The organism is Nakamurella lactea DSM 19367, assembly GCF_000426645.1.
Taxonomy (GTDB): Bacteria; Actinomycetota; Actinomycetes; order Mycobacteriales; family Nakamurellaceae; genus Nakamurella; species Nakamurella lactea.
This window is the reverse complement of record NZ_AUFT01000011.1, coordinates 1-14645: the sequence shown is the minus strand read 5'-3', so window position 1 is coordinate 14645 and position 14645 is coordinate 1. Positions and strand designations below refer to the sequence as shown.

The following is a 14645-nucleotide window of genomic DNA, read 5'->3' as shown; positions in this document are numbered from 1 at the left end:
TGACACACGACTTCTCGACGGTCCAGGCTTGGCACCGTGCGTTCCTCCCGGTCGACCTGGGAGTGGTTGGAGGACAGCGGTGACCGGCCCGGGCGCATCGGACAGCGCCCTGCACGCCGCTGTCCGACGGCAGATGTTGCAGCTGCACCCAGGTGATCAGCTTCAGGTCAGCGGGCCTGACCGCGACGGCATGGGCTCGGTAGTAGCGATCCAGGCCGATTCCGAGGGCGATCCGCTTGTCGTGTTGGTGGGCTCCAGCGGACGGCGCTCGACCATCAGCTTCGAATTCGCCTGCCGGCCGGCCGTGGAACTCCATCGCATCCACCAGCACGACCCGGAGGCCGTGGCCGATCGCGGCAGCATCGAGCTGGACACGGATCGCGGGTGGGCCCGGTGACCGGTACCCGCAACGGCGAGCTGATCCACGCCGTGACCCGATGGACGGCCGGCACCATCACAGCCGACCGCGACGGGATCGCGGATGTAGTGGCCGGCTTGGGCCGCCAATACGGCTGGCCCTGGTGGAACGTGCTGCTCGCCCAGCCTGCCCTCCGCCAGCTCGGCCGGGGCGAGTTCGCGGTCGCCGCGACTGCGGACGTCTGGTCGTTGATCGGACACACCCCGGCAGCCGGACCGATCGACTGGCTCACTCCTTCAATCACCCTGACGCGCAGCCACGGGCCCGCTCGGCCGGCGATGCCGCGCGGCGCCGGAGCCCCGGGCGGGCTGCGGTCCTGGCGCCGCCGAACCCCTGGCGATCTCGCCGGCAGTCAGGTTTGGATCGAGGCCACCCACGCGCCCGATCCGCGGCCGTATGTGGCCGGGCAGCTCGTCGAGCGTGCCCGCGAGGCCGCCCGCATCGAGTCCGTGCTGCTCCCCCGCTCCGCGCAGCCCTTCGAGATCATCACCCGCACCGCACTGCAACTGCTCGCGTCCGGCGTTGGGGATCCCGAGCACTGCCCGGCCCCGGTTCTTGTCGGGCTCCCGCAGGTCCGACCGGCCCCCGCGACGGCGGTAGCCGCCGCCGCGGCCTGGGCAGTCCTGGCCGCGCACCGGGTGACGCTGCCGCTGCTGCCCGCCGGCACTCCGGACGACATCGCGGCCGCGTTCGCCGTCGCCGTGCAGCCACTGGACTGGGCACAATCGGCCGCCCTCGGTGCCCGGACCCTGCACTCGATCAGCGAACTACTGCAGACCCTGCTCGGCATGCTCGGCCGTCCCCCTTGGAACGGCGGTCTGCTGACCCTCGCCTCGACCGGTGACGGCCGGATCCCGGCGCCGAGGCTGTCCGACCCCACGTCCACCAGGAGTGAGACCTGATGCGCCGCGACCATAAAACCGAGCCGCTCGCCGACGGTCAGCAGGCCGCGCTGCTGGCACTGCTGGTGTTCATCGCTCTCACGGTGTTGTCGTTGTGGGCCGGCGGGCAGGCGACGAGCCTGCTCACCGGCCACGGGCCGGCCAGCGGCAGCATCCTGTCCGGGCTGGCCGCCCTTGGCGGACCCGAGAACGCGTGGGACACACCGATGCCCTCCTCCGGCGTGTACTGGGCCATCGCCGGCACCGTCACCGTCGTGCTGCTCGCCGGGGCCATCGCCGGTTTCCTGTGGATCCGCGCCAAGTTCGATGACCGGCCGCGGAACAAGCCCAGTGAACTCGCCAAACGGCCCGGCATGGCCCAAGCCCGCGACATCCGCGAGCGGATGGGCACCCAGGCGCTCCAGCAGCGGGCCCAGTCTCTGCGCCCGGCGACGCACACGGCCGCAGGCTCCTTCGACCCCGGGCACTACGGGTGGTGCTGGGGCGATGCCGCCGACCAGCCGGTGTGGACTTCGGTCCGCGACGCCGTGGTGATCCTCGGCCCGTCTGGCGCCGGCAAGACTGCTTACATCGTGGTTCCCCGGATCCTGGACGCACCCGGCGCCCTGATCGTGACGTCCATCCGTCCCGATGTCCTCACCCCCACCTACGAAGTCCGACGGCGCAAAGGGCCGGTCGCGGTGCTGGCAGCGGACGGCTCCGTCACCGGGCTGCCCTCGGTCATCGCTTGGTCGCCGATCCGCGGCTGCGTCGACGGCGACACCGCGACCGCCCGGGCGCACGTGCTGGCGGCGGGCACCTCCAGAGGCGTGGAGAACGGCTCCTTCTGGGAGGCGAAGACCGAGGAGGTCCTCAAGTCACTGCTGCACGCCGCGGCCCTGGACAATCGGACCATCCACGAGTTCTGGCGCTGGTCCCTGACCCCGGACACCGCCCGGCCCGCCATCGACATCCTGGAGAACGACGACCGCGCCGAACCTGAATGGGCCGGCATGCTCGCCGGCGTCATCAACGGCGACGACCGGATGCGCGACAACACCTGGTCCGGAGTGCGAGTCGCGATGGCCGGCCTGGACGTTGCCGCGGTGCGGAAACGGTTCGAGCCGAAGCCCGGACAGAACTTCGACATCGTCGACTTCCTCCGCCGATCCGGCACCCTGTACCTGCTCGCCCGGGACAACGACCCGGCCGGCCGGATGCTTTCGGCGCTGATCGCCGACGTCACCCGGATCGCGAAAATGCTCGGCGACGCCTCACCCGGCGGGCGCCTGGACCCGCCGCTGAGCCTGATGCTCGACGAGATCGCGAACTTCTCACCGCTGCCGGACCTGCCCGAATACATCTCCGGATTCGGCGGCTCCGGCATCGTCACCTTCGTCGTCTTCCAGGACGTCGCCCAGGTGGAAGCCAAGTGGGGCAAGGACATCGCTGCTGCCATGTGGGGCGCCGCCACCATCACCATGGTCCTTGGCGGCGTGAAGTCCGGTGACACGCTGCGGGATCTGATGCTGCTTACCGGCGAACGCGACGAGGAGACGTGGTCCACGTCCCGGTCCGGTGTCTCCCAACACACGGTGTCCTCGACCGTGCGGCTGCGCCCGGTGTTGGATGCCGGCGAGATCCGCGGCATCCCCGAAGGCCTCGGCCTGATGCTGTTCAAGGGCAACCCACCGGCGCTGGTCACCATGACCCCCTACTTCCGGCGGCCGGAAGCGGCCGAACTCGAGGAACACCGCGCTCGCTGGGAAGCGGTCATCGCCGCACAGGCCGCCGCGCGGGTCGCGCTGATGGCTGGTGGCGCCGAGCCGGCTGTCGTTGACGAGTGAGCGACAGCGACTGGGAAGACTGGCTCAGACGATGGTGGCGGGCGCAGTGGGACATGCGCAACGCCGATCCACCGGCCTGCCAGATCTGCGATATGCCCGACGACCTGGTGATGGTCCGCCGCACCCCAGCGGGTCCACCGATGATCTACGAGGACGTCATCGCTCTCTGCCAGCGGTGCGCAACACGCACACTCCAGCTCGTCGCCGAACGATCGCTGCCCGGGTCACGCTGGGCCGGCATGCCCCGCGAAATCGCCATCGACACTGCCGTCTACGAACTCACCGCCGGCACCACCCCGCTCGAACCGGACAGCGGTGAATGACCAGTGCGCACACCCCGAACCGGTGCCCGCTGGACACCACAACGGCTCGCCAGTCGAGCCGCCTACGCCGACTACATGGCTTCCGCCGCCTGGCTGCGCCGCCGAGCCCGGTGGTTCCGCGAACATCGACAGCGCACCGACACCGACACCGACCCGGCCTGCGCAGTCTGCGGCACGTGCGACGGCCTTGAGCTGCACCACCACGAGTACACCCGCCTCGGACACGAGGACTACGACGACCTGACCCCGCTGTGCCAACTGCATCATCGGCGACTTCACGACGTCTATGACGCGTCCAAACAATGGCGCAGCATCGGCCGCCGAGCGGCCTCCGTCGGAATCATCGCCGCCATGCGCCACGCGTGATCGGGCCGATAACAGCAACCCCTTATGATCATCGCTACTCCGGCGGTGGGTTGTTCAACAGCCGTGTCGCGTCCTGGTGCCTAGCCAGGACCGCGGCCGCCGAACCACCATCTGCGGCCGAGGAACGCCCAACTGCTGCATCCACGGCTGCCGAGGCAGAGCTGACCTGCTCAAGCTGCTCCACCCACAAATGGACCAAGGCAGGGTCGGCCACCACGGTGCGCGCGTCTTCGGCCCGTCCTGCGGCCACTACCAGGGCAGCGATGGCATCCGCGAGTCCATCTCGCGCCGCATCGAGAACATCCTCGTCCGTGGACGCGGCCAGCAGGTCGCGACGAGCGCGCAGAGCTTTCTTGGCCTGCTCTTCGGCGTCCTCGACGGCGGCGTTGGCGGATCGAGTTACCAACTCGATCGCACGGACTCGTTCCGCCGGCGTGGGGCGGGCCGGGTCGGCAGCCGAGTCGGCGAGAGCCTCAGCCGATGCCACATCGCGCAGCTCGGCCGACGCGAGTACCGCCAATACGGCGCGCTCCGCAGCCGCGCTGATTCCGGCGGAATCACGCGTTTCCCGCTGCTGCCGGACGTGATCGGCCAACAGCTCGACTTGTTCGGCCGGCCACTGCCGCGGCTTGCGGTCGCGGTGCCCAACGCTGGGACTGCAGCCCGCCGCCGACGTCATGGACTTGCAACGGACGAGCGTCGCATCCCGATGCCGGTCCCAGTCCAGACCGATCGCGCCCACGCCGGCTTGCGGATGACGGGTCATCGACCATCCTGTCCGGAGGTGTCCCAACTCCTCGCGAAGATCAGTGTGGAGGAACCAGCAGTTCGGGAGCGCCGCAGCATCGACGACGTACGTTTCACACAGCCACCGAACCCACCGGTCCAACTCACGGAGCTGTCCGTCGTAGCTGCTGGCGTCCAAGCCCTCCCACGCCACCACCATCGGCAGCGGGACGTCGTCGTCTCCACCAGGGAAATCGTCGTCGTCGGAAGGAGTCGTAGTCAGATCCTCGTCACCGATACCGCCAACTTCTAGGGGCTCGTCAAAGGCTGCCATGGCCTAGGGTGGGTCGCTCGCGCGATCGTAACCTCGAAGCGTTATCTAGCCCGAGGCGCGAAACGACCGTCCTCGAGCTGCTGGGCTGTCCGGCGGGCGGACGGTCCCCGGACGGCGCCCGGCTGCTGGCTTGCCTCACCGGAACGCCGGGACTGTCAGGACCCCGTCCGTCCCGGGCGCCCGATTCGCCGCCACTGGCGCCCGGCTGGCCGAGGTGGTCGGGGCCAAGCAGCTGACGCTGGCCGGGATCGGCGACGATCTGACCGTGTAGGCGCCTAGTCCCGCGATAATCTTGGGGACAGTTCACGGGATGACCCACATAGTCAGCGTCGCCTAGTCACGCCCAGGAGCGGCTCAGCGATCCTTATGAGCGTTGTCGTTGACACCCTGCAGGGTCTCGACATCGATGGGCGAGAAAGCCAGCTGATGGTCATCGTTCCTGAGGCCGACAGGACCGCGGAACTACTGCCCGGTCGCTGGGGTGATCGCAGGTACACCGCAACGCCCCATCGAACGCAAATACGTCTTCGTCGCCGACGAGATCGGCGATGGAGTCGTCGAGTTCTCCGCCGATTCTCACCCTGGGGGTGGAACCTTGATCCTCATCGGTGCGCTGCGGGCACGACTCTGGCTCATGTTCGGCAACTCATGGTCAAGAATGAAACAGTGCCCGCAACCGACAGCCTGCCCTACAAGGTCGTGAAGCTCGCGACAGACATGTTCGCCAGGGAGACAGGCTTTAGCGGACCCGAACTGCACTCCATCTTCGCCGAGTACACCGACGTGCTCGGCCCCTACCAGGGCTGGGGTGGTGGAGGCATGTCGCGGTGGCAGGTGTTCGACACGGGGCTTGCCGCACTGCCTCTGGAGCAGCAGCGAGCGTTCTTGTTCGAACTGTGCAACTACGACGGCCCCATCAGGCACGGAATGCCCACAGAGAGGCAAGTCGAGCGGTTGCGATCGCTCCTGCTGGCCGACGGGACCCCAGGTGCCGCAGCGGCGGGCGAAGGCCTGGCCAAATTGGAGGATTGGCAGGCGGTGGCTAAGTCCTGGGGAGCGGCGCTGACCAAGGTGACCACTGATCCGGACGGAGCAATCACGGCAACCCGCACGACCTTAGAGAGCATCTGCAAGCACATCTGCGACGAGCGGTCGGTGGCGTACGAGGATGCATGGGATCTAGCCCGGCTGTACAAGACCGCCGCCGCGGCGATGGAGATCTCACCTGATCAGCACACCGAGCAAATCATCAAGCAGATCCTCAGTGGAGCCGCGACCGTCGTGAGCGGGCTCGCTGGGATGCGTAACGCCCTCAGCGATGCGCACGGCCGCGGCAAGGGCTCAGCCGGCCCGGCACCACGACATGCGAAACTCGCCGTCAACACGGGGTTCGCGATCGCTGGCTTCCTCATTGACACCCATATTGAGAAGCCAGCTCGCCCGGCTTAGCCAAGTGGGCTCGCGGCCTCGGGCGACTCTTGCTGTCAAGCCAAGCGGGACAGTCCCGTGGTGAGACGGCGCCATGACAGGTCGTGCAGCACTCAGCCGTCTCCTGGCGCTCGCCATCGGATCTGGACTGGTGGCCGCGGCAGGATGCGGTGCCTCCGTCGCGGAAACCACAGCTAGTGTCGCGGCTTGATAAGGCCCGGGAGGGGCGCGGGGTGTCCGGGTCCGCCAACCCGGTGCGCTGCAAGGGGGCTCAGACCATCACCTGGCCGAAGCCACCGCGAGGAACGCTTCGGACGAATGAAGCTCTCGACTGAATTCAGAGATGACTACGCTTCCTTCTCGATGCTAACCGCGGTTCCGTTGGCGGTCACCCCGAAGACGTAGGGCAGGTAGACCACGCCGCCGTTGGAACCCGCTGTCTCCGGCGCTAGGTTCAGGTAGTCGAAGTCGACGCCGATGATGGCGTTGCAGCCCTGCTGAACGGCTTCGACCTTCATCTCGATGAGTGCGTTCTGCCTGATTTGACCCATCGAGTTCATCAGGGCCGCACCAGGATCGGTAGCCGAGGAGAAGATCCCATAGGTTCCCCGGTCAACCTGGACTGCGCTGTCGCCGGAGATGTAGCCGGCGTACCGGGTGATGCGGTACCCCTCGAAGCTGAATCCGGTGGTGATCTGCATTTCCGAGATTGCTTGCCAGATTCGGGCTTGCTCCTGCTCCTGATCGGCCTCCTGTTGGGTGCGCTGGCTGGCTTGTTCCGATTGGTGGGTGCGGAAAGCCGCCACGACGTCGTCGACACTGACCGAAGAATCGACCTCCAAACCACCCATCATCAGTGTGCGGTGCGGATAACCGGACTGGCTGAACCAGGCGTCGAATTCCCGGCCGTCAAAACCTTGCTGCCGGGCGATGTCTTTGGTCTTCACTGCTTCCCCCTCGAGGCTGTGCCGATGAATCAATGATTCGTGGGAGCCTAGTTGACCTGGCGTGTCCGGAGACTCCGGACACGCCGGAAGATTCAGGTCCGGCTTCGGTTTGCGAACCAATACCCGAACGAAATGTGCTGCGGTACTACGTATTTAACCATCTAGTTGATGGGATCAATGGCGACGCCGCAGACATCCTGAAGGCAGTCCGCGCGCTCGTGGCTGAGCGATATCGCAATAAGCCTGCGGGTGATCAGGCGCTGACCGGCTTGTCGATCGCAGTTTCGTAGAAGGCATCGGCGAGCGCCAGGACGACTCCGGTGACGCCGGGGCCGTCGCTGAAGAAGTAGTCGGCCATGGTGTTGTGGGCGCCTTGGTTGTCAGCGATTGCTTCGATGACGGCGGTCCGGAAGTCCTGCGACTCGATGAACTGCTTCTTGGAGTTCACGCGTGTCTGCTTCACCAGGTCGGGGTCGGCCTGCAAACGCATCAGCAGTCCCTGCAGGAACTCTTCGACCTGAGACTGGGCGAATGCCTCGGCCCCGAAGAGGTCGTTCATCTTGTCGATGACTACCTGCAAGGCGACGTACTTCGCTTCCTTGTTCGTCCCGGTTCCGGCACCGCTGATGCCCTTGAGCTCGCCGTCACCAGTCAACGCGATGTCGACCGCAGTTGCCTTGCTGTGCTTCACCCCGACGAGGACGACGTCGGACAGGTCGACTTCGGCCGCCCAGGCCGTCGCTGCGATGACCTTTTCGAGAAGCCGCAGGAAGATGGACAGCATCTCCAAGCGCGGGTCACCGTAGTCGACGATCTGACTCATGAAGTCATAGAGCCGAACGTAGGTGGCGACGTCCTTGCGGAACAGGTCGAGGGTGTTGAGCGTGACCTTGTCGTCGGCCTCGATCGCTTGGGCGTAGCGCTTCTTGAAGGCGTGCTGGGCGGGGCTGATCGCCGCCGACAGCGCGTTGTTGCCCTTGCGGGCGACCCACAGTTCGGCGACCTTGCGGACGTCGTCGTCACTGTAGATCCCGGCCTGAGCGAGCTTGGTGGCCAGGTGGATGACGACGTACGGGTCGGTCTCGGTCTCCAGAGTGGCGTTCTTGAAGTACGGCTCGAAGGAGGTCCTGATGTCCTCGGGCTTGTTAACGAAGTCGATGACGAACGTCTTGCGCTTGCGCTCCCCACTTGCGGCGCGGTGCGTCCGGTTGAGCCGCGAGAGCGTCTGCACGGCGGTGACGCCGGAGAGCTTCTTGTCGACGTACATCGCCGAGAGCAAGGGCTGGTCAAAGCCGGTCTGGAACTTGTTGGCGACCAGCATGATCTTGTACGTCTCACCCTTGAACGCGGCCGCCAGATCCGCGCCGGCACCGGGGTTCATATTGCCCTCGGTGAACTCGTCATCCTTTGTCGGCGCGGGCCCCCAGTCCTGGCCCCACTCCTCATCCTCGTCCATCGACACCGAACCGGAGAACGCAACGAGCGTCCGGTAGTTGTATGACGCGTCGTCGGCCACCCGCTTGGCGATGTAGGCATCGATCGCCTTCTTGTACTTCACCGCCGCCTTGCGCGAGCCGGTCACAACCATCGCCTTCGCCTTGCCCTCCAGCAGGTGCGCAACATTGGCGTGGAAGTGCTCGATGATGATCTGGATCTTCTGACTGATGTTTGTCGGGTGCAGCTGCACCCATCGCATCAGGCCCTTGCGGGCGGCTGCCTCGTCAACGTCCTTGTCGCCAGATGCAGCGTTCCCCGCGATCTGCAGAGCGGTGTCGTAGGACTGGTACCCCTTCAGGACGTCCAGGATGTACTCCTCCTCGATCGCCTGCTTCATCGAGTAGAGGTGGAAGTCGGCCGGCTTGCCGTCAGGGCCCTTGCGGCCGAACAGCTCGAGCGTCTTGTTCTTCGGAGTCGCCGTGAACGCAAGGTAGGAGATGTTCTGCGACTCGGCCCGATCGGTCATCTCCGAGGCCAGGATCGACTCGACATCGACCTCGCCGCCCTCCTCGATCTCCTTGACCTCTTCGGCCGTCAGGACCTGCTTGAGCTTCGAGGAGATCTGCCCCGACTGTGAGGAGTGCGCTTCGTCGGCGATCACGGCGAACCGCTTGCCCTTCAAACCCTCGTCCGCGCGGATCTCATCCAGCGCGAACGGGAACGTCTGCACGGTCACAGCGATGATCAACTCGCCGTTCTTCAACGCGGTCGCCAACAGGCTGGACTTGGACTTCGCACCAGCCTTACGGACATCCTCCGGGCTGATCGTCGCCACGATCTTCCCGGAGCCGTCGATCTGCCGAATCGCGTCCTGCAGTTGCCCATCAAGCACCGTGCGGTCCACGACCACAATGACCGAGTCGAAGACCTTCTTGTCCGCGATATGCAGCCGCGCCAGACGGTGCGCGGTCCAGGCGATGGTGTTCGTCTTCCCCGAGCCAGCCGAGTGCTCGATCAAGTAGCGCTGGCCCACGCCCTCCTCGGTGACGGCCGCGACGATGTTTGTCACGGCCTCCCACTGGTGGAAGCGTGGAAACAGCATGCTCATCCGCCGCGTCGACGTCCCCGTGGCGATGTCCCACTCTTCCCTGGTCTCCACGATCATCAGTCGGCCGATGATGTTGAGCCAAGAGTCCTTTTCCCAGACTCGCTCCCACAGGTACGCCGTCGCTGACTTCCCGTCTGCTCCCGGCGGGTTGCCCTTGCCGCTGTCGAAGCCGACGTTGAACGGCAAGAAGTGGGTCTTTTCTCCTTCGAGCTTGGTGGTCATCGCGGCCAGGTCGTTCGACACGGCGAAGTGCACCAGTGCCCGGTGTCCGAACGACAGCAGCGGCTCCGTGCGGCCGTTGGTGATCGGGTTGCGGTCCTTCTTGTACTGGTTGATCGCCTCGTCCAGCGACTGGGTGAAGTCGGTCTTCAGCTCGACCGTGGCCACCGGGATGCCGTTGACGAAGAAGACCAGGTCGATGCTGCGCTTGTCGGCGGTGGAGAAGTGCACCTGCCGCATCACCCGGACCCGCATCGCCGCGTATTCGGCGTTCGTCGTCTCGTTCAGGCTGGTCTCCGGACGGAACTGGGCCATCTTCAACCGGCCACCACCGATGTACTGCACCCCATTGCGCAAGATGTTCAACGTCCCGCCACCATGCTCGAGCGGTTTATCGAGCGCAGCAACCAGGACGTCGAGGAACTTCGCCTGCGACCCCGCAGCCTTCAAAGCCTTCGCGTATGCCGCCTGTTGCGTCTCGTCCAACCAGGCGAACAGATCGTCCGGGAACAGGGCGCGCTCCCTGTCATAGTCGGCGTCGTTTGCCGAGTACAGCCAACCGTGGGCCTCGAGGTGCGCGCAGATCTCGGTCTCGAAGACGACTTCGTTGTGATCCGCCATCACGCCACTCCCCGTACGTCGATCTGACCGGTCACAGCAGCGGTGATGATGGCTGACCGGCGCTCTCGGGCGAGTCCTAAGAATCTTTCGGTCTCTTCGATGAGGGTGTCAATCTTTCCAGTCTCGCCGTCGAGGTAATCCAGAATCTCCTGCCACTCTTCTGGAGGTGGGAATGAGAGTCGCATGCCTTTAAGTGCACCCGCGGTGAACTTTGGTTGACGAGATCCCGAGAGATACGGCGCAACGTCCTCGACTTCGATTCTCGCTGCCAGAAGGGGCGCGGGGACATCGTTGGCTCTCAACACATGCGCATGGTTGTTCACCCATATCTTCCCGTCAACGGCGACAGCAATCGGTTTAGATCGGAACAAAAGACCGAATCCATCCTCGGCCACGAGTACGAGCGGTTCGTCGAACAGGAAATCATCAACACGGTCGATGATTGCGGTCGCACCGTAGTACGGATACGGACCTTGCCGGAGGGCTCGATCTTCGGCGCTGAGGGGGATTCGAGCGCCGTCGAGCGAAGTTGCAAGGCGGCGAAGCGGGAACGCCTGCCAGCCCTCTGGAATCGACCCGATGGACGGATCATCATGGGGTCGAAGACGTAAGTTCCCGCGGATCCCTTGACGAACCGCACGATTCATGACGGCGACGCGCCGCTCGTCGAGCATCTCGATCAGGCGTTGCTGCTCCTTGATGAGCGTGTCGATGCGGGCCGTCTCGCGGTCGAGGTAGTCGGCAATCGCGCGCTGCTCCTCTTCCGACACTAGAGGAGCATTCATCGATTGCAGGTCGCTGACGTTCAGACGAGGAGTCCGGACGTTCCCAGCCTCCGTGCCACCGATGCCGCGCACTATGCTGGCCATGGTTGAAACGGTCGATCCGCTGGAGAGGTAATAGTTCAGCCACCGTTTGTCGACCTTCGGGTCGACTCGCAACACGGCATAGTCCGGGCTCACGACCCCGTCTTCCGGGGCGATACCGAGCGCGCCCTGGAACGCGCGCATTCGGTTGATGACGAGGTCACCCGCGCGACAGACTTTGTAGTTGGATAGATCCTCCGACGCAGCTCGCGTGGTCCCGTCTGACGCCTCGCGACGCCGGACACCCCAGCTGATCGAGACCGACAGCAACGGCAACGTCTCCGCAGCCGTCTTCGCCCTCACATCGGACTCCGAGAGCAGCCATTTGAGGCGTACTGAGCCGGTCATCCCTCTACCTTATGGAGCAGGTCGAGGATCTTGGCGACCTGCTTTTCGAGATCGGCGTCGATCTCGGCGAGGGGGCGGGGTGGGGCGTATTTGTAGAAGTGGCGGGTGAAGGGGATCTCGTAGCCGGTCTTGACCTTGGCCCAGTCGATCCAGGCGTCAGGGGCGTACGGCTTCACCTCGGCGTCGAAATAGGCCTGGATCACCTCGAGCTGCGCCGAGGCGCCGGCGGCCGAGCCCCCGTAGGTGAACGGGACGTTCTCGGTGTCGCGCTTCTTGGCGTCGGCCTTCGGCTTGCCCTTGCGATCAACCACGGGCTTGCCGTCGTCCTCCAGCAGAGGCCACTCGACGGTGATGGTCCAGTAGCCGAATTCGTTGTTGCGTAGCACCTTTGAGAAATCCGGGTCGGCATCGGTGAAATCGGCGTACAAGCGCACCACTTGGGTGCGGTCGTCGTCGCTGATCTCGCGGCCCTTTGACCCGAGGTTCTTGCGCATCTTGGTCCAGAATGACGTGCCATCGATCAGTTGCACCTTGCCCTTGCGGTCCTGGTGTTTCGAGTTATCGAGGATCCAGATGTAGGTAGCGATGCCAGTGTTGAAGAACATGTTGGTCGGCAGCGCGACGATCGCCTCGACAAGGTCGTTCTCCAGCAGCCACCTGCGGATGTTGGACGGTCCCGACTCGGCTCCGCCGTTGAACAGCGGCGAACCGTTCATCACGATGCCGACGCGACCTCCGCCATCCTCGGGCGCGCGCATCTTGTGGGCGAGGTGCAGCAGGAAGAGCATCTGCCCATCTGAGGTCGCCGGAAGGCCTGGCGCGAAGCGTCCGTAGGGGCCCGCTTCGTTGCGTTCCTTCGTGACCGTCTTGGCGTACTGCTTCCAATCGACGCCGTAGGGCGGGTTCGACATACAGAAGTCGAACTGGCGACCCTTGAACGCGTCATCGGTGAGCGTGTTGCCGAACGCAATGTTGGTTGCGTCATTGCCCTTGGCGAGCATGTCGGACTTGCAGATCGCGTAGGACTGCGGGTTGTACTCCTGGCCAAACAGGCTGAGCCGCGCATCCGGGTTCTGCGCGAGCAGGTGCTCCTCGGCCAGGGAGAGCATGCCGCCGGTGCCTGCGGTCGGGTCATACAGCGACCGGACGATGCCGGGCTCGCTCAGACCGGCGTCCTCCTCGGCGAAGAGCAGGTCGACCAGCAGCCGGATCGCGTCACGTGGCGTGTAGTGGTCACCAGATGTCTCGTTCGCGGCCTCGTTGAACTTCCGGATGATGTACTCGAACGCGTCCCCCATGTCCGAGTTGGACACCGCTTTGGGGTGTAGGTCGACCGCCCCGAACGCCTTGACGATCTCGCGCAGGAGTCCGGCCTTCTCGAGCGCCAGGATCTCCTTCTTGAAGTCGAAGTACTCGAACACGTCGACGTCGGCGGAGAAGCGATCGAGGTAGTCCGTGAGGTTGTCAGCTAGACCATCAGCGTCGGCTAGGAGATTGGTGAACGAGTAGTTCGACGTGTTGTAGAACGGCCGCCCGGTGGCCTTGGCCACCTCAACCTTGAGTCGGTTGGGGTTCTTGTACTTAGCGGCAAGCTCGCGGACGGCGTCCCGGTCGGGTTCGAGGATGCAGTCGAGGCGTCGCAGGATCGTGAACGGGAGGATCACCGCTCCGTACTGGTTGGGGCGATAAGGCCCCCGGAGCTGGTCAGCGATCGACCAGATGAAGCTACCGAGTGTGCTCACGTTGTTCCTTTACGAGACTCGAAGGTGGAGCTCAGTCTGCCGAACATGGCGTTGCGTGTCCCGCAGTCAGAGCCGCGCGTCGCCGCCGAGCGGCGGCTCTGCGCTTCTGCCAACTCTGGCGCTGCCGGTCTGTCGCCTTCGCGCCCGCACCGCTCCTCCAGCGGCGTCGCGAGGGACGACTCAGCATTGCTCGCGCCCGCCCGAGGGTCGTAACTGCTGAGGACTTCGTGGACCGTGCCCGCCATCAGAGACCCCTCACCTCAGCGCCGCTTTCGTCCACCGGAGTCTCACACACTCCTCGACGCTCCTCTCGGCCGCGCGACGACAGCTTCATCCAATACTTGAGGTCTGGGGAGCGTCAGGGGGCCGGCCCGGCGCCTGCCTGCCTGCCTGTAGTTGATGCTGTCGTGTAAGGCCGATGCCCGCAAGTTTGTCGCCGGGGCACTTTCAGAATTCCAGGCCTTGTTCTGACTCGGTGCGGTCGGTGGATACGCACTCGGGTGTGTACCTCGATGCTGCAGGCATGCGTGGGTGCGGTGGCCGCTGTTGCTGTTGCCCCGCAGTGGCGCGGCAGCAGCCGTCAAACGATGACGTGGCCGGGCTGGCATTGGTGACCACCGGGGCAAGTCGGGGGGGAACCTGCAGGTGCTGCGGAAGTCGATCTCCGCAGCTGGTGGCGGCCGTCGCACTGAATGCCACCGCCGACGCAGGTCCTGGTGGCGTCGCGAGTGGAAACGAGCGCGGAGAGTTGCCGGTGCTGGGCTATGCGGTGCTGCTTTGACAGTGAGGATGGTGGTGCTGCCGCGCTGGTCCGGTCTGACTCTTGCTCTGACTGACCGTGGTGTCCTGAACGGGATGTGTCGTCCGGGCTGGTGTGGTGGCGTATTCGGCACCTGCCGGACGGGCGTCGTGACCTTATAGGAGCCTGGCCAGAGGCCCCGTCACTGTCTTGTCCGCCCGCCCGACCGGCGCGTGCCGCCCTTCCCGGTTCAGCGATAGGACGGCAGGTATTCACGATGACATCGACAGCAGAC

12 protein-coding genes are annotated in these 14645 nt (G+C 65.1%); 7 read left to right on the top strand and 5 right to left on the bottom strand.

Annotated features, from left to right (window positions below):
* The first annotated feature begins 79 nt into the window (after positions 1 to 79).
* From K340_RS0112020 to K340_RS29555, 5 genes are read left to right on the top strand one after another with little or no spacing between them, the layout of a single operon-like run.
* On the top strand, positions 80 to 397 hold the full coding sequence (locus tag K340_RS0112020) for a hypothetical protein (protein WP_029136884.1): 318 nt from the start codon (positions 80 to 82) through the stop codon (positions 395 to 397).
* Positions 394 to 1320, top strand: coding sequence for a hypothetical protein (locus tag K340_RS0112015; RefSeq protein WP_154674215.1), 927 nt, complete (start codon positions 394 to 396; stop codon positions 1318 to 1320). The genes K340_RS0112020 and K340_RS0112015 overlap by 4 nt, the downstream gene beginning before the upstream one ends.
* Positions 1320 to 3146, top strand: a complete 1827-nt coding sequence (locus K340_RS29560) for a type IV secretory system conjugative DNA transfer family protein (RefSeq protein WP_051266027.1) — start codon at positions 1320 to 1322, stop codon at positions 3144 to 3146. Before K340_RS0112015 ends, K340_RS29560 begins: the two co-directional genes overlap by 1 nt.
* On the top strand, positions 3143 to 3469 hold the full coding sequence (locus tag K340_RS0112005) for a hypothetical protein (RefSeq protein WP_154674214.1): 327 nt from the start codon (positions 3143 to 3145) through the stop codon (positions 3467 to 3469). The genes K340_RS29560 and K340_RS0112005 overlap by 4 nt, the downstream gene beginning before the upstream one ends.
* A 3-nt stretch (positions 3470 to 3472) precedes the next feature.
* The gene (locus tag K340_RS29555) at positions 3473 to 3835 is read left to right on the top strand and encodes a hypothetical protein (protein ID WP_154674213.1); all 363 of its coding nucleotides are present in this window, start codon (positions 3473 to 3475) and stop codon (positions 3833 to 3835) included.
* 34 nt (positions 3836 to 3869) lie between these two features.
* Here K340_RS29555 and K340_RS0111995 read toward each other — a convergent pair whose 3' ends face one another.
* Complete coding sequence (locus K340_RS0111995; protein ID WP_029136881.1) at positions 3870 to 4895, bottom strand: hypothetical protein; 1026 nt, start codon at positions 4893 to 4895, stop codon at positions 3870 to 3872.
* 130 nt (positions 4896 to 5025) lie between these two features.
* Between K340_RS0111995 and K340_RS35860 the strand changes: the two genes are divergently transcribed.
* On the top strand, positions 5026 to 5166 hold the full coding sequence (locus tag K340_RS35860) for a hypothetical protein (RefSeq protein ID WP_154674211.1): 141 nt from the start codon (positions 5026 to 5028) through the stop codon (positions 5164 to 5166).
* A 395-nt stretch (positions 5167 to 5561) separates the two neighbouring features.
* A complete protein-coding gene (locus K340_RS0111985; RefSeq protein WP_211229396.1) occupies positions 5562 to 6344 on the top strand; it encodes an abortive infection family protein in 783 nt (260 codons plus the stop codon).
* A 326-nt stretch (positions 6345 to 6670) separates the two neighbouring features.
* On the opposite strand, the gene K340_RS34250 is transcribed toward K340_RS0111985, so the two are convergent.
* The 4 genes from K340_RS34250 to K340_RS0111965 all read right to left on the bottom strand — a co-directional run bounded on the left by K340_RS34250 (position 6671) and on the right by K340_RS0111965 (position 13611).
* Positions 6671 to 7270 carry a heavy metal-binding domain-containing protein gene (locus tag K340_RS34250; RefSeq protein WP_051266021.1) on the bottom strand — a complete coding sequence of 200 codons (600 nt, stop codon included), beginning with the start codon at positions 7268 to 7270 and terminating at the stop codon, positions 6671 to 6673.
* 253 nt (positions 7271 to 7523) lie between these two features.
* The gene (locus tag K340_RS0111975) at positions 7524 to 10655 is read right to left on the bottom strand and encodes a type I restriction endonuclease subunit R (protein WP_029136879.1); all 3132 of its coding nucleotides are present in this window, start codon (positions 10653 to 10655) and stop codon (positions 7524 to 7526) included.
* Positions 10655 to 11869 (bottom strand): restriction endonuclease subunit S, encoded by a 1215-nt coding sequence (locus tag K340_RS34245; RefSeq protein WP_051266018.1) that lies wholly within the window; start codon positions 11867 to 11869, stop codon positions 10655 to 10657. The genes K340_RS0111975 and K340_RS34245 overlap by 1 nt, the downstream gene beginning before the upstream one ends.
* A complete protein-coding gene (locus K340_RS0111965) occupies positions 11866 to 13611 on the bottom strand; it encodes a type I restriction-modification system subunit M (protein ID WP_029136878.1) in 1746 nt (581 codons plus the stop codon). Before K340_RS0111965 ends, K340_RS34245 begins: the two co-directional genes overlap by 4 nt.
* Positions 13612 to 14645: the final 1034 nt, after the last annotated feature.